At 69.5% G+C, this 17,759-nt stretch carries 18 protein-coding genes and 1 pseudogene; 4 read left to right on the forward strand and 15 right to left on the reverse strand.

What is annotated here, in order from left to right:
• Positions 1–354: 354 nt before the first annotated feature.
• The gene (locus AB0J64_RS23140) at positions 355–1,839 is read right to left on the reverse strand and encodes an ATP-binding protein (RefSeq protein WP_364030089.1); all 1,485 of its coding nucleotides are present in this window, start codon (positions 1,837–1,839) and stop codon (positions 355–357) included.
• A gap of 630 nt (positions 1,840–2,469) precedes the next feature.
• Between AB0J64_RS23140 and AB0J64_RS23145 the strand changes: the two genes are divergently transcribed.
• Positions 2,470–3,036, forward strand: a complete 567-nt coding sequence (locus AB0J64_RS23145; RefSeq protein ID WP_364030092.1) for a hypothetical protein — start codon at positions 2,470–2,472, stop codon at positions 3,034–3,036.
• Positions 3,037–3,060: 24 nt separating this feature from the next.
• Here AB0J64_RS23145 and AB0J64_RS23150 read toward each other — a convergent pair whose 3' ends face one another.
• A complete protein-coding gene (locus tag AB0J64_RS23150; RefSeq protein ID WP_364030095.1) occupies positions 3,061–3,618 on the reverse strand; it encodes a hypothetical protein in 558 nt (185 codons plus the stop codon).
• Positions 3,619–3,708: 90 nt separating this feature from the next.
• Between AB0J64_RS23150 and AB0J64_RS23155 the strand changes: the two genes are divergently transcribed.
• A complete protein-coding gene (locus tag AB0J64_RS23155; RefSeq protein ID WP_364030098.1) occupies positions 3,709–4,260 on the forward strand; it encodes a GNAT family N-acetyltransferase in 552 nt (183 codons plus the stop codon).
• Here AB0J64_RS23155 and AB0J64_RS23160 read toward each other — a convergent pair.
• The 13 genes and pseudogenes from AB0J64_RS23160 to AB0J64_RS23220 form a co-directional block, all read right to left on the reverse strand.
• A complete protein-coding gene (locus AB0J64_RS23160) occupies positions 4,220–5,344 on the reverse strand; it encodes an FAD-dependent oxidoreductase (RefSeq protein WP_364030101.1) in 1,125 nt (374 codons plus the stop codon). The two genes, AB0J64_RS23155 and AB0J64_RS23160, sit on opposite strands and share 41 nt — an antisense overlap.
• Positions 5,345–5,458: 114 nt before the next feature.
• Positions 5,459–6,343 carry an RNA polymerase sigma factor SigJ gene (gene sigJ / locus AB0J64_RS23165; protein WP_364030104.1) on the reverse strand — a complete coding sequence of 295 codons (885 nt, stop codon included), beginning with the start codon at positions 6,341–6,343 and terminating at the stop codon, positions 5,459–5,461.
• 60 nt (positions 6,344–6,403) lie between these two features.
• A complete protein-coding gene (locus AB0J64_RS23170) occupies positions 6,404–6,685 on the reverse strand; it encodes a gas vesicle protein K (protein ID WP_364030107.1) in 282 nt (93 codons plus the stop codon).
• Positions 6,682–6,873 (reverse strand): gas vesicle protein, encoded by a 192-nt coding sequence (locus tag AB0J64_RS23175; RefSeq protein WP_364030110.1) that lies wholly within the window; start codon positions 6,871–6,873, stop codon positions 6,682–6,684. Before AB0J64_RS23175 ends, AB0J64_RS23170 begins: the two co-directional genes overlap by 4 nt.
• Entirely contained in the window at positions 6,870–7,622 is a 753-nt protein-coding gene (locus AB0J64_RS23180) for a GvpL/GvpF family gas vesicle protein (RefSeq protein ID WP_364030113.1), read from the reverse strand. The genes AB0J64_RS23175 and AB0J64_RS23180 overlap by 4 nt, the downstream gene beginning before the upstream one ends.
• Positions 7,619–7,936 (reverse strand): gas vesicle protein GvpJ, encoded by a 318-nt coding sequence (gvpJ, locus tag AB0J64_RS23185; RefSeq protein WP_364030116.1) that lies wholly within the window; start codon positions 7,934–7,936, stop codon positions 7,619–7,621. The genes AB0J64_RS23180 and gvpJ (AB0J64_RS23185) overlap by 4 nt, the downstream gene beginning before the upstream one ends.
• A gap of 1 nt (position 7,937) precedes the next feature.
• Entirely contained in the window at positions 7,938–8,273 is a 336-nt protein-coding gene (gene gvpO / locus AB0J64_RS23190) for a gas vesicle protein GvpO (RefSeq protein ID WP_364030119.1), read from the reverse strand.
• A 4-nt stretch (positions 8,274–8,277) separates the two neighbouring features.
• The gene (locus AB0J64_RS23195; protein ID WP_344997071.1) at positions 8,278–8,508 is read right to left on the reverse strand and encodes a gas vesicle protein GvpG; all 231 of its coding nucleotides are present in this window, start codon (positions 8,506–8,508) and stop codon (positions 8,278–8,280) included.
• A 3-nt stretch (positions 8,509–8,511) separates the two neighbouring features.
• Positions 8,512–9,324 carry a GvpL/GvpF family gas vesicle protein gene (locus tag AB0J64_RS23200; protein WP_364030122.1) on the reverse strand — a complete coding sequence of 271 codons (813 nt, stop codon included), beginning with the start codon at positions 9,322–9,324 and terminating at the stop codon, positions 8,512–8,514.
• A 206-nt stretch (positions 9,325–9,530) separates the two neighbouring features.
• Positions 9,531–9,704 (reverse strand): annotated as a pseudogene (gene gvpJ / locus AB0J64_RS23205) (gas vesicle protein GvpJ); the annotation flags it as partial.
• 168 nt (positions 9,705–9,872) lie between these two features.
• Positions 9,873–10,877 (reverse strand): LacI family DNA-binding transcriptional regulator, encoded by a 1,005-nt coding sequence (locus AB0J64_RS23210; RefSeq protein WP_364030125.1) that lies wholly within the window; start codon positions 10,875–10,877, stop codon positions 9,873–9,875.
• On the reverse strand, positions 10,874–13,642 hold the full coding sequence (locus tag AB0J64_RS23215; RefSeq protein ID WP_364030128.1) for a glycoside hydrolase family 3 C-terminal domain-containing protein: 2,769 nt from the start codon (positions 13,640–13,642) through the stop codon (positions 10,874–10,876). Before AB0J64_RS23215 ends, AB0J64_RS23210 begins: the two co-directional genes overlap by 4 nt.
• 98 nt (positions 13,643–13,740) lie before the next feature.
• The gene (locus tag AB0J64_RS23220) at positions 13,741–14,940 is read right to left on the reverse strand and encodes an ROK family transcriptional regulator (protein ID WP_364030131.1); all 1,200 of its coding nucleotides are present in this window, start codon (positions 14,938–14,940) and stop codon (positions 13,741–13,743) included.
• Positions 14,941–15,115: 175 nt separating this feature from the next.
• Between AB0J64_RS23220 and AB0J64_RS23225 the strand changes: the two genes are divergently transcribed.
• Positions 15,116–16,738 carry a sugar ABC transporter substrate-binding protein gene (locus tag AB0J64_RS23225; protein WP_364030134.1) on the forward strand — a complete coding sequence of 541 codons (1,623 nt, stop codon included), beginning with the start codon at positions 15,116–15,118 and terminating at the stop codon, positions 16,736–16,738.
• A complete protein-coding gene (locus AB0J64_RS23230; protein ID WP_364030137.1) occupies positions 16,725–17,711 on the forward strand; it encodes an ABC transporter permease subunit in 987 nt (328 codons plus the stop codon). Before AB0J64_RS23225 ends, AB0J64_RS23230 begins: the two co-directional genes overlap by 14 nt.
• The last annotated feature ends 48 nt before the right edge of the window (positions 17,712–17,759 follow it).

Below are 17,759 nucleotides of genomic sequence, written 5' to 3' on the forward strand. Positions count from 1 at the left end.
CACGGGCCTTCGCGGGAGGCGCTACGCGCGGACCAGCTCCGGGCAGCGCCTCCCAAGGGGGGGCAGGCCCCCCTTTCGAACCCCCCAAAGGCGAGGTCCTCGCCGGGAGACGCGCTCCGCGCGATGGAGAGCTCGGGCAGCGCCCTGTGGGGGCAAGCCCCCACCTCCCCGGCTGGGGGGGTCTCCCGACCCCCAGACCCCCGGCGCTGACCGGCTACCGCGCCTTGATATGGCCGCCTTCGGAAACGCACGATCCTTGGCCGCCGAGACTGACGGCCTTGACGGCATCCCCGGCTACCACATTCAGAGTCGGCTCCAGCATGGAGGGGCACCGGCCACTTTCGCGAAGCGCGCTCAGGTCAGGCCGTACAGGCGTGGCAGGTCGACGAGGATCACGTCGGCGCGCGCGGCAGCCGCCCCGATGAGGTCTTGGGTGAACCCCGTAGTGGAAAAGATGGCCGTGATCATGCCGGCCGTCTCATGGCCTGTCCGGGTGAGGACGTCGCGGATGGCGTCGAGGCGCTCGAGGTCAGGCAGCCCTCGGCGAGCAAGGGTGGCCTTGGCTTCGCCGATCAGGTGGACACGGTTGTTCTCAGTGGCGATGACGTCGATGTCGTGTTTTGCGCGGCCCACGTTGTCCTGAACGCTGCCGAACCCCACCGTGCCGAAGCTCATCGGCCGGCCCAACTCGTCAGGAGCGAAGCGGTGTACCCAGTCGCGGGCAAGCTCCTCGAAATGCGGACCGAGAATGTTGGAGCGGAACGTCGGAGCAGCCGCGCGCCATACCTGCTTAGCACGGCCGAGTTCGAGCAGGCCAAGATGCGGGGCGGTGATGAGCCGGTCGAAACGGATGACGGGGTCGCAGACCGAGTACGTCGGCTTCCCGCTGCGGAGAAGATCGTGGACTTTGGTGATGTAGCCCGCAGACTCCAGGACACCGATGGGATAGCGGACGGCGTTGCTGTCGCGGCCGATCGTCGCTCCGATCTTGGAAGGTGTGTGTGCGCCCTGGGCGACCGCACTCAGGATGTCGTAGTAGAGGGAGCGGGCGGTGATTCTCGGGTCTTCGCGAAGGAGGTAGTCGACTTCGGTACGGGTGAAGACGCTGACGTCGACGGCGAGGAGGTTGTCGACGACCCAGTTGTCGAAGTCGTCGTCGGACGTAGGGACGCTGGTCATCAGTGGGCGGTAGCCGGGAATGCCGCCGACGCAGGCATGGAGGCGCAGCGCGGTCTCCGGATGGTCGACGCTCCACAGCCGGGCCGCCTCCCGGTAGTCGAGCGCATTGAGGCGCATGTCCATCATGGCCCGGCCCCTGAGCGGCTTCGTCCCTGACAGCAGTGTGTGCATGACGCTCAGCGCGGAGCCACAGAGGATCAGTCGGCCTCCTGGGGCCTGGCCCCGTTGTGAGTCGTCGTACAGATGCTGGAGGAGAGACGGCAGTTGAGGCGCTTCTTTCATCACATACGGGAACTCGTCGATGACGACCAGGCCGGGAAGACCGGACGGGGCCACACGGGCCGCCGTGTCCAGGGCCGCGCGCAGTAGGCGCTCCCAGGATTCGGGCTCTCCGCGAACGGTCTCTCCCAATCCGGCGTGGCGGGACAGCGCGGAGGCGAACCTGCGCCTGGCCGCAAGGTCGCCCTCGTCTTGCACGCAGGCAATGTAAAGGCCGCCGAGAGCTTCGCAGGCGGCGGTCAGCAGCTGCGTCTTCCCGGTGCGGCGGCGCCCCGAGACAAGGCCGAGGCGCAGGGGGCCATCTGAGCCTCCTGCTTGCAGGAACTGCTCCAGGGCTCGCCACTGCCGGTCCCTTCCGATGATGTGGGACGGCTTCTTCATGGGGCCTCCGGCCGGAGAAATTGATCTACGCAGATGTCGGTAAATCCAGTTGCAGTTATAAGCGTAAACCAATTTACAGATCTATGTCGACGGCCCACGTCGTCGGGATGCCATGGCAAGGGACGCCTCCTGGCCAACCGCCTCGGCGCGGTCCACATGCGTATCGACACCATCGAACAGGCGATCGTCCGCTCCGGCCTGGCCCGCCAACCTCTCGGCCCCGCGGGCTACCTGGTCGGCTATCCCCTGGCGGAGGAGCACCTGCGCCAGGGGTTGGGCGTCGTCGCAGAGTCGGTGAACCCCCTGGCCGCAACCCGCGACGCGTGGCCGGAGATCGGGGTCAAGGCGGCGTACGGCGCGCTTCTTCGGTTACGGCCGAATACGACGGCAATACACCACGGCCTGACGACTGATCGTCAGGGTGTGCTTCGTCATATTGACGATGGTCTGGGCGCGCGGCCATCACGTCCGCCAGGGCGTGGCCGACATGGGCCTGCGATTTCGTGGGATGCCGGGCGCGAGCAAGCGGGTAGGCCTCCCCCGTGATCGAAAGTGTCGTGATCGGTCGCTACCCTTGTGCGGGACGCCGACCCCGACACAGCGATGTGATTGTATTGAACCGGAGTGCCCATGCGATTGAATCTGGTCTTTCGGGATGCTGTCGAAATACCTGTTCTTGCTGGTTTTGCGGAGCGCCATGATTGGGCATTTCAAGGCCATCATCCTGCCGGCGATTCTTCTCCTGAAGAGTTGGTCTGGGCCACGCCGAGCGGAGTTGGCGTCCACCTTGTGGACGACGAGGTTCTGGGTATTGCTTATCTGGTGATGGAGAATGATTCCATCTCGGGTGTTGCTGACATGGACGTGCGCGATGCTCGCCAGGAAGTTTCGGCATGGTTCGAGGTGGTGGAGTCGAGCGAGCTTGTCGAGCTCTACCGGGGAGCACCCGAGTGGAATGCCAGGGTTCTGCTGCTGATGATGCTCGCAGCTACAGCTTCCGAATATTCTCCTGATGTCCATGATGTGATCAAGGACGGCCTTGTGTCGGCCCATTTGGACGTACGGCGAGCGGCTGTGATCGCTTCCATGTACACGCCGTGGGATTCTCTTCGCGAGTCGGTTGAAAGTATTGCTCGAAGCGACTCCGATGAGCAGCTGCTCGACTTGGCGGAGATGGCGCTCACAAATTTTCCTTAGGCCGCTCTCCCGACGCTCCTGAACTCAAGCTTTCTCAGGCCATCGGCCCTCGATGTAGAGGCAGACAAGCGCGGCATGAGACAGCGGGGTGGCGGGGTCGTCGACGTCGCCGTTGGTCGTGTAGTCGAGAAGAACGACATCGCAGCTGTCAGCGAGCCGTCGCAAGCGCTTCACGAGACTGCTCACCCTGTTCTCCAGGACCCAGCGGTAGGCGGGAAGGTAGATGCGGCGTCGTGCGGTCTGGTAGGTCAGTAACCGGCTGCCGTAGAGGCCGTCCCGGTGGCCGCGCACCGGCCCGTGCTTTCGCACGGTGCGTTTGAGGCCGGTCATGTTGGTGATGTCGAGCTTGGCAGCGTCGACGTCGGCGGTTTCGAAGACTTTGAGCGCCTGCCAGATCCCCTCGACTGTCTGACTGTAGACGCCCGGGGTCTGCGGGACGGGGATGCCGCCGTGCGGGAAGAACGGGCTCATCCTCACCCATGGCTCACTTGCCTTGGAGGTCACGTCGATGATCTCGGCGCCGGGATGGGCCTTGGCGAGCGAGGCGGCCGAACGACGGCGGCTGGCGACCTGAATCGGCACGGTGACAACCCTTCGGTCAGGAACGGACGCGGTACAGCTTGGCCGAAGGGGACGACACTTTCCGGCCTCAAGATCCGTAATATCGGATAAGTGACCCACCTCGCCGAGGGGACCCGCGTCGGGATCCGCCGCATCAGCCTCGAGGACCGCGCCGAATTCCTGACCCTGAACCGGGAGAGCGCCGACCTCCTCGCCCGCTGGATGCCCGGCGACCCCATCACCACCGACGAGGTCTTCGAGGGGTACGTGGCGCGCTTCGACGGACCGGCCAACGAGGGCTTCGTGATCTGCCGGCTGGACACCGGCGCCATCGTGGGCCGGGCCAACATCAACAACATCGTCAGGGGCACGCGCCAGGACGGCACCCTCGGGTACTGCGCCTACGCCTCCACGACCGGGCGCGGCTACCTGACCGAAGGGCTACGGCTGCTGGTCCGGTACGCGTTCGGCGAGCTGGGGCTGCACCGCATCGAGGCGAACATCCAGCCCACGAACGCCCACTCCCTGAGCCTGATCAAGCGCGTCGGCTTCCGGCGAGAGGGCTACTCGCCCAACTTCCAGTACATCGACGGCGCGTGGCGGGACCACGAGCGGTGGGCGATCACCGTGGAAACGGCCGGTACGGGCCCGGATGGCGCATAGCCCAGACGGTGCCGCGCGAGATGGTCTCCTTGAAGGCCGCGGAGGCCGGGCCGGTGAGCACGGCGTCGACCGGACTGTCGTCCTTCCTGGTGAACTGGGTGACGCCGTCGTTCCGGCCCAGGCTGATGTTCTGCCAGACGTACCGGAACCTGGCGCGCCGCGGCTTACGCCCGGTCAGCAGGTCGGCCACCGCCTCGCCCGCGTAGATCCCCATGGGCAGGCCCGTCTGGCAGGCCATCCGGGTCGGCCGCCCGCTCCGGTCGGCCGCCGCGGCGTCGCCGATGCCGAACACCTCCGGATGTGACACCGACCGCAGTGACCGGTCCACGAGCATGCGGCCGTGCCGGTCCGTGGCCAGCCCCGCCGCGGCGGCGAGATCGGGCACGCGGAACCCGGCCGCCCACACCACGGTCTCGGAGCGCAGCTCCTCCCCGGACTCCAGCAGCGGGCCGCCGGGCCCGATCTTGACGACCGGCGCGTGCTCGCGTACGGCGATGCCCATGCGGGAGAAGGCCCGGTGGAGGTGGCGGCGGGCCCGTGCGGAGAGCCCCTCCCCGATCAGGCCGGCGGAGACGAGGCAGACGCGCAGCCCGGGGACGGTCTCGGCGAACTCGGTCGCGGCCTCGATGCCGGTCAGCCCACCGCCGATCACGGTCACCTCGCGGGTCTCCGCGAGCCGCGCCCGCAACCGGACGGCCCCGTCGGCGGTGGCCAGCGTGTACGCGTGCTCGCGCACCCCCGGCACGGCGTCCAGCTCGGCGGCGCTCCCGAGCGCGTAGACCAGCACGTCATAGGAGAGGTCGTACGGTGCCGCGTCCAGGCGCACCGTCCTCGCCTCCGGGTCGATCCCGATCACCCGGGCGACCACCAGCTCGATGCCGGTGCCGGCGAGCAGGCCGGCCAGCGGCAGGTCGGGCAGCCGCTGGCCCGCGGCGAGCTGGTGGAGCCGGATGCGCTCCACGAAACGGTCGGTCGCGTTGACCAGCGTCACCCGGACGTCCGCGCCCCGCAGCCGCCGGGCGGCCCGCTTGGCCGCCCCCAGCCCCGCGTATCCGGCGCCCAGCACCACGATGTGGTCGGTCATGGTTCCTCCAGAATCCGAAGTCCCCACTTGAACCGGCGAGCCCGCCCGTCCGTGACACGACCGCCCTGTGATCGCGCTCACACCAGCCCCCCACCCGGCGCGGCGGTCGCGGGATCAGGCGAGCTGGGCGGCGGTGAAGGCGAGTTTGGCCGGGCTGACCATGGTCCGGATCGCGACGACGCGGTCCCCGGCGACCTCGAGAGCCATGATCGCCACCACGTCACCGCCCGGCCCCCGGACCAGCACCGCGGGCTCCCCGTTGACGTCCAGGACCTCGGCCCGCACCCCGGCCGCCTCCGGCCGCGACGGCAACCCGCCCAGGTAGCGCACCACCTTGGCCAGTCCGAGCACGGGCCGGCGTGCCGCGGTCGCGCCGCCACCGTCGGCCCAGGCGACCACGTCCTCGGCGAGCAACCGCTCCAAGGCGGCGACGTCCCCGGTCATGGTCGCCTCCAGGAACCCCTTCACGATGCGGCGGTGATGCTCCCGGTCGCTCTCGAACCGCTTGCGCGGCTCCCCCACGTGCGCCCTGGCCCGCCGGTGGAGCTGCCGGGAGTGGGCCTCGTCGACGTCCAGGATGTCGCCGATCTCCGCGTGGCTGTGCCCGAACGCCTCCCGCAGCACGAACACCGCCCGCTCCGTCGGCGTCAGCCGTTCCAGCAGGATCAGCACGCCCAGCGACACGGATTCGCGCTGCTCGACGGTCTCCAGCGGACCGAGCGCGCCGTCAGCGGTGAGCACCGGCTCCGGCAGCCACGGCCCCGCGTAGCTCTCCCGCTGCCGCCGCGCGGAGGCGAGCTGGTTGAGGCAGAGGTTGGTGATCACTTTGGTCAGCCACGCGGCGGGCACCTCGACGGGCCCGGAGGCACGACTCCACCGCAGGTACGTCTCCTGCACCATGTCCTCGGCCTCGGAGGCGGAGCCGAGCAGCCGGTACGCCAGCCCGAACAGCCGCACCCGCTGCCCCTCGAACACCTCCACCGACCCGGAGCCATCCACCCGGCTGATGCTAACGTGACGAAAGTTCGCCCTGTTTCGCGGCATCAGAACCACGAGGCGCTAGAGAAGGGTGCCGAGAGGCCCCAGGTCCAGGTTGAGGTCCTCGGGCGCCAGGCCGAAGCGGTCGCAGAGATCGGTCATCGCCTCCTCCAGGCGCATCAAGGTCACCCCGAGGGCCTCGATCTGCTCGTCCGACAGGCTCCCCTGCTCCATGCGCCGTACGCACTGGCGCTCCACGAGCTGGCGGATCAGCTCGACCAGCGTGAGCACGAGGCGGCTCAGGTCGTGCTCGATCGTCTCCGAGTCGGCGGCTATGCGCAGGCTGGGACGGTCGACGCTCACGCGGCCTCATCCCCCTCGATCGACACGATGATCGTACGGAGCGAGATGCGTACGAGGTCCACGTCCGCGATCGACAGGACGAGGTCGCCGGTCAGGACGACGCCGCCCTCCAGCAGCCGGTCGAGGAGGTCCACGAGGGCCACGCGTTCGGGCGGGATCCGGTCGTCGGCCACCACGTCACGTCTCAACACGCCTCCATGACCGTGAAGGAGTACGGGGCCCACGGGCCGGTGAGACGCACCTCCACGCCGTCCCCGCCGAGGCTGCCGACCGTCGCGGCGAACTCCTCGTCGCGGCTCTCGTCCACGAGGTAGGCGCCGTTCAGCAGCATCGCCTCGTTCCGGCCGGAGAGCTGAGGGTCCTGGGCGCGGTGGCGGCAGCTCGCGACGGCGAGCGACGACAGGGCGGCGTGAATGTGCTCGGCGCGGCCGGCGATCTGCCGGCGGGCCCGCTCCCGGCCGCGCAGGCTCGCCTGGCGGCGCTGGAGATACGCGGTCCCGGGCTTTCCTGTGTCGTCTTCCCGATCGCCGCCCCTGGCGTCCGGAGCGGCCGCGCCCGGCCCCACGTACGCCTTGACGCCCCACTCCCTCCTCCCCGTGACGTGCGAGAGCACCTCCAGGAAGTCGTCCCTGCGCCGTTCCAGCAGGTCCCGCACCTGGGCGTCGTCCGCGTACACGGTGACGAGCCGGACCGGCGCCGTCGGGGTGGCGGCCGCCACGGCCTCCACCACGCGGTGATGGGCGCGGGCCGTCACCGCCAGCCAGTCCAGGTCCTCCAGGGAGCGGCGCAGGGGCTCCTCCCCGAACTCGTCCAGCGGCACCGTGCTCACGTAGGCCACCAGGCCGGCCCCGGCGACCGTACGCACCGGCGCGACGCCGTCAGGGCACTCGACGGCAGCGCGGGCGACCGCGTACACGTACGTGCCGGTGTCGGTCATTCCTCGCCCCTCGCGGCGAGTTGGCGGCGCAGGCGGCGGTTCTCCTCGATCAGCTCGCGGTCCCGCCCGGACAGCCAGGGATCGTGCTGCCACCAGTCGATGCCCAGTTCCCTGGCCGTGTCCACCGAGGCGATCAGCAGGCGCAGCTTGATCGTGAGCAGCTCGATGTCCAGCAGGTTCACCCGGATGTCGCCGGCGATCACCACACCTCTGTCGAGCACGCGCTCCAGGATGTCCCCGAGATTGGCCGGCTCGCGGCTCGAGCCCCCGTACGGCTGGCGCACCACAGGGGTGGCCGTTCCTGCCCTGTCCACGTCACAACGCCTCACCGGTGTCGGCGTTGGAGCGCCGGTACCGCCGTAGCCTCCGATATGACAGCAAGTTCCCCTCCGTGTCCATCTCGGTCTGGTAAAGGGCGAGGATGTCGCCCGATGAGGGGATGCGGCGGTCTTCGACGACCTCCACGCCGACCTTCCAGCCGCCCTCTATCGGTTCGACGGCCGTAACGCCCTCGATCTGCTTCGTGGTGAGATCGGCGATATGTTGGAGCCCGGCCTCACCGGCCGTCGCGGCCGTCAACCCCCTCCGCCTGGGCTCACGGACTTCACGGGCCTCACGCGGCCGGGTGGCCGTGGGGCGCTTCTCGATCATGCGATTACCTCCGCCCCGCGGCCATCAGCTGGAGAACCCGCTCGACCGCCTGGCTCTCCTCTTCCTCGGTGATCTCCCCGGCCTCCCTGGCCGCCTCGATCTCCTCCAGGTGCCGCCTGACCGAGGCGGGGTTCCTGGTCTCCATGTCGACCTGCTCCTGGAACAGCTCGGCGAGCCAGAGCAGCCCGCGGAAGGGCGCGAACGGCAGCCCGAAGATCAGCCCAAGCAGTCCCATGAGTCATGCCCCCGGCTCCTGCGCGATCACGAAGTCGTAGGGCGCGAGCGGCCCGAGCAGCCGGAGGCTCACCCGTCCGTCCCAGGTCTCGCCGAGCTCGCCGAGCGCCTTCTCGAGCGCCCGCTGCCCGCCGGTCTTGGCCAGCATGGCCACGTGCACGGCGTCCTGCTCGTGCGACGGCGGCCGTACCATCGCCGTCGAGTAGTGCGAGGAGAGCGCGTCGAGCAGCGTGCGGGTGTCCAGGTCGCGCTTGGCCTCGATCGTGGCCGCGATGAGCTCCCCGAGCCTGATCCGCTCGTTCCTGGTCACGTCCTCCGCCTGGCCGCGGATGGCCTCGCGCAGGCCGGCGGCCTCCGGGTTCTCCGCCAGGATCTCCCTCATCAGCGCGGACTCCACGTAACGGCCCTTGACGATGTACTCGGCCTGCCCTTCGAGATCCCGCAGCGCACCCAGGAACTCGTCGTGGAACGGCGTGAGCAGCTCCTCCACGATCGCCTCCGGGCCGGCCAGCACCGCGCCGAACCGGAACGGGAGCACGGGCCCCTTGGCGGCGACGGAGTCGAGCAGCCGCTCGTAGGCCAGCAGGTCGCCCGGCTGGCCCAGGGGCTCGTCCACGTTCACGTCGCTCACGAGGGCGGCGACCTCGCCGTGCCGTACGAGCTGGACCTCGCCGGGCGGGTCACCTAGCCCACGGTCGTCCGAGGCGAGCTTCAGGTCCGCGGGCACGACTCCGTAGAGGTATGACGCGATGTTCTGCTGCCGCGGCGTGGCCTGCTTGGGTACGGAGCCGCCGGAAACCTTGGTGGATCGTCCCATCTCCCTCACTCTTCCTCTTCGCGCCGGCGAGGTGCCTTCTTCTTCATGCCGTGGCTCTCGACGATGTCGGTCAGCTTCTCGTCCGCCGCCTCCAGGACCCCCTGGACCACCTTCTTGGCACGGTCCGGGCTGGGAGCGCCCTTCGTGGTCTCCAGGACCTCGGGCAGCCCCTGCTCCCCGGTCTCGGCCATGTCGAGCCGGTTCGCGGCCTCCGCGAACCGCAGGTACGTGTCGACGCTGGCCACGACGACGCGTGCGTCGACCGTGAGGACCTCGATGCCGACGAGCGAGACCCTGACGTAGGCGTCGATCACGAGACCCTTGTCGAGAATCGTGTCGATGACGTCGGCCAGGCCCGTCGGAGACGGACGTCCGGCCATCTGGCCGGTCGCCGCCGGTTGCACAGACGTAGTCATCATTCCTCCCCTTGCCTCCGCCAGCCTGCCCCCGAAAGCGACACCGAACCACATAGAACCCAAAAACGGGCAGGGGCTTGACGTACTCGACTCGCTACGCTGGGTAACCTTTAGGCGGAGGGGAGGTTCGCGTCAGGTGCTGGCGCGGACCGCCAGGAGGGGAGCGAGCAGGGTGGAGTCGGGCACCACGCGGCCTTCGAGCTTCTCCATGACCAGGCGGACCGCCTCGCGGCCCACTTCCTCCGCGGGGATCAGCACCGAGGTGAGGGGCGGGCCGGCGCGCTCGGCCACGTCGTCGGGGCAGATCGCGACCACCGCCACGTCGTGCGGCACCCGCCGGCCGAGCTGGCGCAGCGCCGCCAGCACGTGGCTGACCGCCGCCTCGTTGTGCACCACCAGCCCGGACAGGCCGGGATGGTCGAGGAGCAGGTCGCGCACGGTCTCGTGGACCTCGTCGAACGTCTCCTCGCACGGCAGTGCGACGCCCTTGAGCCGGTGGGCCTCCACCGCCTCCACGAACCCCTCGCGCGTCCGGCGGGCGAACCCCGTCCCCCGCTCGTACACCACCGACGGTGCACCGAGCAGCGCGATCTCCTCGTGACCGCGTTCGGCCAGATGCTCCACGCACCGCGCGCCCGCGGCGGCGAAGTCGAGGTCCACGCACGTCAGCCCGGCCGGCTCGGCGGGGAAGCCGATGAGCACGCTCGGCTCGGGCAGCTCGCGCAGCAGCGGGACCCGGCGGTCGTCCAGCTCGACGTCCATGAGCACCAGCGCGTCCACCAGCGCGCTCGCGGCCACCCGCCGGATGCCGGCAGTGCCCTCGTCGGCGGTCAGCAGCAGCACGTCGTGGTCGAAGCGGCGCGCGGCCGTGACCACGGCGCTGGCGAAGCGCATCAGGACGGGCACGTGCATGCCCGCCCGCAGCGGCAGCACCAGCGCGATCACGTTGGAGCGCTTGCTGGCCAGGGCACGGGCGCCGGCGTTCGGGTGGTAGCCGAGCGTGCTGATGCTGTCGAGCACCCGCCGCCTGGTGTCGGCCGAGATCGTCCGCTTGCCGCTGAGCACGTAGGAGACCGTGCTGACGGCCACGCCCGCGTGCTTGGCGACCTGGGCGATCGTGACCGTGCGCCCGCTCAAGCCCCGGCTCCGAAGTCGAGCTGGACCAGCGTCACGCCGTCGTTCTCGAACACCACATACAGATCGTCCACCCCGTCCGCTGCCGGGAGCGAGGCGGTGATGGCGTGATAGCCGTAACGGTCGGTCCTGGGCACCGGGAACGTGGCGAGGGCCTGGCCGTAGAGGGGGTCGCCGCGGCGGATGGTGATCACGCCGCCCTCCGTGCTGCCCGCCGTCGCCACGCAGGTCGTGGCGGCACCGAGGTCCACCTGCCGGAACAGGATCCACGCGCCCTCCGCGTCGGACCTGACAGCGTCGCCGTCCACCTTGGTCTCGTCCACGAACGTGATCGCGTCGTACTCGTCGTGGGCGGCGGCGCGCAGCACCCCCGACTGGGGCGGGACGGTCTCGCCGTCGACCTCGAAGCGGGCGCTCAGGCGCAGGTCGGTGGCGCTGCGGCCGACCATGAGCTGGTGCGACGCGCTCTCCACGACGAACCCGCCCCTGGTCACGTCCCAGAAGGCCAGCTCGGAGACGGGCAGCGTCAGCGTGACGGCGCGGCTCTCGCCGGGCGCGAGGCGTACCTTCTCGAAGCCGCGCAGGCGGCGCAGCGGCTGCTTGACGCGGGAGCGCTGCTGGTGGGTGTAGAACTGGACGACCTCGACGCCGGGCCTGGCGCCGGTGTTCGTCACGGTGGCCTCGGCTCTGACCACATCGCCTTCCAGGTGTACGCGCAGGTCCGCGTAGTCGAAGGTGGTGTAGCTGAGGCCGTGGCCGAACGGGTGGAGCGGGACGCCGCGGAAGTACAGGTACGTGGCGTCTGAGGCGATGATGTCGTAGTCGAGCAGGTCGGGCAGCTCCTGCTCCGAGCGGTACCACGTCTGGGTGAGGCGGCCCTCCGGGTCGGCGTCGCCGAAGAGCACCTCGGCCAGCGCGTGGCCGTACTCCTGGCCGCCGTGCGCCGACCAGAGCACGGCCGGGATCTCGTCGTCGGTCCAGGTCAGCGGGTAGCCGCTGGTGACGACCATGACGGTACGCGGGTTCGCCTTGCGGGCGGCCCGCACCACGGCGTCCTGGGCGGGGGCGAGGGCCAGCGTCATGCGGTCCTCGGTCTCGCGGCCGTTCACGAGCGGGTGGTCGCCGACCACCACGACCGCGACGTCGGCCGCGGCGGCCAGGCGGGCGGCCTGCTCGGTGCCGCTCCTGACCACCTCCATGGCCAGCCAGACCGCCTGGTCGGCGTCGTCCACCAGGCGCAGCACGCCGTCGTCGCCCGCGCCGACATAGCAGCCGGTCGAGATGTGGCGCAGGGCGAGCGTGCCGCGCGGCCGCTCTTCCATCCTGAACGTCTGGCGCACCTCCCACCCGTTCGGCCCCGGCTGGTCGTTCACCAGCGTGACGCCGTCCACCGACACGAACCGGCCGGTCGCCACGGCCCGCAGCGCGTAGGCCCCGCCGCCCCAGTCGAACAGGTCGAACGTGCCTGCCTCGGCAGCCCCCACGCTCAGCGGCCCGCCCGCGGGGTCGGCGGCCACGGGCCCGGACTCCGACGACAGCGTCACCCGGTCCACGGCCTCGCAGAACACGGTCTCGCACCGCTCGCCCAGCCCCTGGCGGGCGGTGACCGCGTACGGGAGGGTGCCGCTGTACCAGTCCTCCATGAGCGCGTCGCCGAGCTGCCCGATCACCGCGATCTTCGTCACGCCGTCGAGCGGCAGCACCCCGTCGTTCTTCAGCAGCACGAACGAGCGCCGCGCCGCCTCCCTGGCCAGCCCTTGGTGCTCGGGGCAGTTGACCACGTTCCCGTTGACGTCGTCGTACGGCGTCCCGGGGTCGAACTCCCCCAGCCGGAACCTGATCGACAGCGCGTGGCGGACGGCCCCGTCCACGTCCTCCTCGCTCATCAGGCCCTTCGCGAGCGCCTCGCGCAGGTGGCCGAGCGTGGCCTCGGAGCGGTCGTCGTCCTGGGTGAAGCTGTCGAGCCCCGCCTTGATCGCGTGCGCGTACGCCTCGGGCAGCGTGTCGTGGTAGCCCTGGAGCGCGGTGAGGTTGCCCGGCGCGTACGCGTCGCTGACCACCAGCAGGTCGTCGGGCGCCCACGCGCGCAGCACCTGCCCGATCAGCGGGCTGAGGTGCGCCGGGCGGCCGTTGACCAGGTTGTACGACGGCATGACCGCCACGGCCACGCCCTGCTCGATGGCCGGCCTGAAGGCGGGCAGCTCGTACTCGTGCAGCACCCTCGGCGGCAGGTTGCTGGAGGTCGTGCAGCGGTCGGTCTCGTTGTTGTAGGCGAGGAAGTGCTTGAGCGTGGGGGCGGTCTTGAGAACTTCGGGAGCGCTCCCACGAAGTCCGCGCGCATAGGCCGCGGCCATGACACCGGTCAACCACGGATCTTCGGAGTAGCCCTCCTCGTTCCGTCCCCAGCGGGGGTCGCGCAGCGGGTTCACCACGGGAGCCCACACGTTGCGGCCCGCGCCCGCCGGGTCCTTGTGGTGGAAGGCCAGCACCTCGTCACTGGTCGCCTCGCCCACCCTGCGCACGAGGTCGGGGTCCCACGTCGAGGCGAGCCCGACGGCCTGGGGGAAGACGGTGGCGGGGCCGAGCCAGGCCAGCCCGTGCAGCGCCTCGGTGCCCGTGCGGAACGCCCCGAGGCCCAGCCGCTCGACCGGGGCCTGGTACTGGTGCAGCAGGCCCACCTTCTCCTCGAGGGTCAGCCGGCGCACCAGGTCGTCGATCCGGTCGGGAATCGGAACAGCGGGGTCGCGGAAGGGTTCTTGCATGGTCATCCCTCTGAGAGTGTCGAAGCGCTTCGACGACCGGCCTCGGGAAGTTACGGGGACATTTCGGTAGATTGACTGAAGAGTGCCCGCCCCCGTGACCCAGGTCAAGGGACTCGGGGCAATCTTCCTGAATCTATGGAGTCCAGCACCCTCGCGGCGCCGCCGAGCGCCGCCGCGTCATGGCCCAGCGTCGAGGCGACCACCTGGCAGCCGCCGGCCTCCGCGGCGATCACGCGGTCGCCCATTTCGTCCTGGACGGCGGGCAGGAGCCACGGCGCCAGCGGGACGTAGTAGCCGCCGAGGATCACCACCTGGGGATTGAGCAGGTTCGCCAGGATGGACACGCCCTTGCCGAGGCTGCGGCCCACCGACTCCAGCGTCGCCAGGGTGGCGGGGTCGCCGGCGCGGGCCAGCCGTACGGACTCCTCGATCTCCACCTGGATCTCGGCCGGCGACGGGTCCTTGCCCAGCACGGCGCCGATCCCGGCCATGACCTCCAGGCAGCCGCGGCGCCCGCAGTGACACTCGGGGCCGTCGGGGTCGAGCTGGACGTGGCCGATCTCGCCGCTGAACCCGAGGCTGCCGCGGCGCAGCCGCCCGTCGAGGATGATGCCCGCGCCCACGCCGATCTCCCCGGTGAGATAGATCAGGTCGGAGGCCCCGGAGTGCGCGCCGAAGCGCTGCTCGGCCAGGGCGGCGAGGTTGGCGTCGTTGTCGACCTGGACGGGGAAGCCGGGGTCGCGCAGCGCCTTGGCCAGGTCTCCGCCGAGGTCGGCGTCACGCCAGCCGAGGTTGGGCGCGATGCGTACGGTGCCCTGCACGTCGACCAGCCCCGGCACGGCCACGGTGAGCCCCATGACCTGGCGCTCCTCCTTGGCCATGCGGCTGACCACCCGCCTGATGATCGCGCCGACCCCCGCCACCCCCTGGTTGACGGAGTCGCCGCCCGAGAACGAGCGCCGCCACGTCAGCAGCCGCTCCCCCGCCAGGTCGGTGGCCACGGCGGACACGTAGTCGACATTGATCTCGACGCCGATGGCGGCGTACGGGGAGCCGTCCAGCACCAGCATCGTGGCGGGCCGGCCGACCCGGTTCTCGGTCAGCCCCGTCTCACGCACGAGCCGCCGGTCGATGAGGTCCGCGACCAGGCTGGAGACCGTCGCCTTGTTGAGCCCGGTGGAGGCCGCGATGTCGGCCCGCGAGCAGGGCGCGTGCTCCCGGACGAACCGCAGCACGACCGCGAGGTTGGTGGCCCGTACGTCGGCGAAGTCGGCCGGCTGAGGACCGGTCGTAGAAGTGATCAATATCAGCCCCGTTCCCGCCAAGAGGTGACCCCAGCATGCCGCATCGTGGGCTCCCTTCACCAACCTGTGACCGTCGCGATCCCTTGTGGCTACGGTCACAGTCTACTAATTTGTTTGGCCGGAATACCAACTAATTTTATGAGGCCATCCCCGCTCGGAAAGAAGGGAGCGAGCCATGGCAACCAACACGACTCGCCGCGGATTCCTGACCCTGGCCGGCGTGACGCTGATGTCCGCCGCGTGCAGCCAGCCCGTGGCCCGCAAGGGCACAGGCAAGGCCGAGGCCGTCGACAAGCTGGCCCAGCTGCTGCCCAAGCACATCCCCTACAAGGGCGTCACCCCCGACGTGAACACGCCGATCGCGATCGGCTTCAACACCTATCCGAAGGACCTGGTCAAGGCCATCCCGCAAACCCCCGGAGCCGGCGGGAGCTACACGGCGATCATCCCGCTCTGGGGGCCGCCGCCGCCGAGCCCGAACCCCTACTACGATCTGGTCAACAAGTCGCTCGGGGCCACGGTCAAGCTCCAGATCATCGACGGCAACAGCTTCGGGGACAAGATCGCGCCAATCCTCGCGGCGGGCAACGTCGGCGACCTCACGGCCATCCCCAGCTTCATCATCCAGAAGCTCGGCGACTTCGACCGCCAGGCGGACAAGCTCTTCCTCGATCTCGGCCCCTACCTGTCCGGCGACAAATCGGCGCAGTACCCGATGCTCGCCGCGATCTCCGAGGAGGCCTGGGCGTTCGGCGTGTGGAACGGCAAGCTCATGTCCGTCCCGCACCCGGGCCAGGGCCCGGCCCGCATGACGTACTACCGCAAGGACATCTTCGACACGCTCGGCGCCAAGCTCTGGAACAACGCCGACGAGCTGTTCGAGCTGGGCAAGCAGCTCACCGACAAGTCCAAGAAGCGCTGGGCGTTCGCCACGATCCACCAGGAGATCGAGCGGGCCTTCCGGGTGCCGTCGAAGTGGCGGCTGGCGAACGGCAAGCTCGAACACAAGTACGAGACCAAGGAGTACGCCGACGCCGTCGCCTTCATGCGCAAGCTCTTCGAGGCGGAGCTGGTCCACCCCAAGGTGGTCGCGGCGGGAGCGGCCAACGACCCCAGCAAGGAGCTGTTCGAGGGCGGTCAGGCACTGATCTACGACGACGGGACCGGCGCCTGGCACGAGGCCATCGCCCGCCAGGGCCCGGTCAACCCCAACTTCAACATGCAGCCCCACAACTGGACCGCCGACGGCGGCCAGCCATACGGGTGGTACTCCGACCCGGCCTGGATGTTCGTCTTCCTGAAGAAGGACCTGCCCAAGGAGAAGGTCGAGGAGCTCCTCCGCATCCTGAACTGGCTGGCCGCGCCCATCGGCACGCAGGAATACCACACCTGGAAGTACGGCGTGGAAGGCACGGACTGGAAGGACAGGGACGCCAACGGCTTCCCCGTCTACACCAAGAAGGGCCAGCAGGAGGCGCAGCCGCCCACCTACTTCTTCCTGGCCAACCAGGTCGAGCCCATGGCTCCCTACACGCCCGACTACATCAAGACGTACGGGGACTACCTCGACGTCTGGTACAAGAGCGTGGAGGACTACCCGTTCAAGGGCCTGCGCACCCAGGACCCGTCCCGGATGGCCGCCGCGCAGCAGCCGATGGAGGACAAGGTCCTCGACATCGTCAAGGGCCGCCGCCCCCTGTCCGACCTGTCCACCGTCGTGCAGCAGTGGCGGGACGCGGGCGGCGAGGAGGCCCGGACGTTCTACACGAAGGTGTTGAAGGACAATGGCCGCATCTAGCGGTCAGGCAGCTGTGGACACCGCCGTTCCCACCGCGGCCACCACGGGCAGGAGGCGGAGAGCCGGGGTCCTGCGCGCCAAGCTGCGGCGGGACTGGCAGCTGCTGCTCCTGACGCTTCCTGCCCTCGCACTGCTCCTGCTGTTCCACTACGTCCCCACGCTGGGGAACGTCATCGCGTTCCAGGACTACTCGACGGTGGACGGGATCCTGGGCAGCCCGTGGGTCGGGTTCGGCAACTTCGCCTACCTGCTCGGCGATCCGGCCTTCTGGCACGCCGCGCGCAACACCCTCACGATCACCGCGTTCCAGCTCGTCTTCTACTTCCCCGTGCCGATCGCGCTGGCGATCCTGCTCAACAGCGTGCTGCGGCCACGGTTGCGGGCGCTCATCCAGAACGTCGTGTACCTGCCGCACTTCTTCTCCTGGGTGCTGGTGGTCACGGTTTTCCAGGACATGCTGGGCGGGGCGGGGCTGATCGCGCAGGAGCTCGACAAGCACGGGTTCGAGGGCTTCGACCTGGCCACCCAGCCCAAGACGTTCCTCCTCCTGGTGACGGCGCAGTCGGTGTGGAAGGACGCCGGCTGGGGCATGATCATCTTCCTGGCCGCACTCAGCACGATCGACCCCAACCTGTACGAGGCGTCGGCGGTCGACGGAGCGTCCAGGTGGCGGCGGATGTGGCACATCACACTGCCGGGCCTCCGTCCGGTCATCATCCTGCTGCTGATCCTGCGGTTGGGTGACGCGCTCAACGTCGGGTTCGAACAGTTCCTGATCCAGCGGTCCGCTGTGGGCGCCGACGCGGCCGAGGTGATCGACACCTACGTCTACTGGCTCGGCCTGCAGACCGCCGACTACAGCATCGGAGCGGCGGCCAGCCTCTTCAAGGGCGTGATCGGCCTGATCCTCATCCTGATCTCCAACAAGATCGCACACCGGCTCGGCGAACAGGGAATCTATCAGCGCTCATGACAGTATTTCCTGAATTTCCCGACGACCTCCTGCGCTCCACTCCTCGTC

The sequence above is a fragment of the Nonomuraea sp. NPDC049695 genome, assembly GCF_040674955.1.
In the GTDB taxonomy this organism is placed as follows: domain Bacteria; phylum Actinomycetota; class Actinomycetes; order Streptosporangiales; family Streptosporangiaceae; genus Nonomuraea; species Nonomuraea helvata.

What these genes read in the sequence shown, in the direction of transcription:
- AB0J64_RS23140 (WP_364030089.1), bottom strand. Translation starts at nt 1,839, where the DNA reads ATGAAGAAGCCGTCCCACATCATCGGAAGGGACCGGCAGTGGCGAGCC.
- AB0J64_RS23145 (WP_364030092.1), top strand. Translation starts at nt 2,470, where the DNA reads ATGCGATTGAATCTGGTCTTTCGGGATGCTGTCGAAATACCTGTTCTT.
- AB0J64_RS23160 (WP_364030101.1), bottom strand. Translation starts at nt 5,344, where the DNA reads ATGACCGACCACATCGTGGTGCTGGGCGCCGGATACGCGGGGCTGGGG.
- AB0J64_RS23180 (WP_364030113.1), bottom strand. Translation starts at nt 7,622, where the DNA reads ATGACCGACACCGGCACGTACGTGTACGCGGTCGCCCGCGCTGCCGTC.
- gvpO (WP_364030119.1), bottom strand. Translation starts at nt 8,273, where the DNA reads ATGATCGAGAAGCGCCCCACGGCCACCCGGCCGCGTGAGGCCCGTGAA.
- AB0J64_RS23195 (WP_344997071.1), bottom strand. Translation starts at nt 8,508, where the DNA reads ATGGGACTGCTTGGGCTGATCTTCGGGCTGCCGTTCGCGCCCTTCCGC.
- AB0J64_RS23200 (WP_364030122.1), bottom strand. Translation starts at nt 9,324, where the DNA reads ATGGGACGATCCACCAAGGTTTCCGGCGGCTCCGTACCCAAGCAGGCC.
- AB0J64_RS23215 (WP_364030128.1), bottom strand. Translation starts at nt 13,642, where the DNA reads ATGACCATGCAAGAACCCTTCCGCGACCCCGCTGTTCCGATTCCCGAC.
- AB0J64_RS23225 (WP_364030134.1), top strand. Translation starts at nt 15,116, where the DNA reads ATGGCAACCAACACGACTCGCCGCGGATTCCTGACCCTGGCCGGCGTG.
- AB0J64_RS23230 (WP_364030137.1), top strand. Translation starts at nt 16,725, where the DNA reads ATGGCCGCATCTAGCGGTCAGGCAGCTGTGGACACCGCCGTTCCCACC.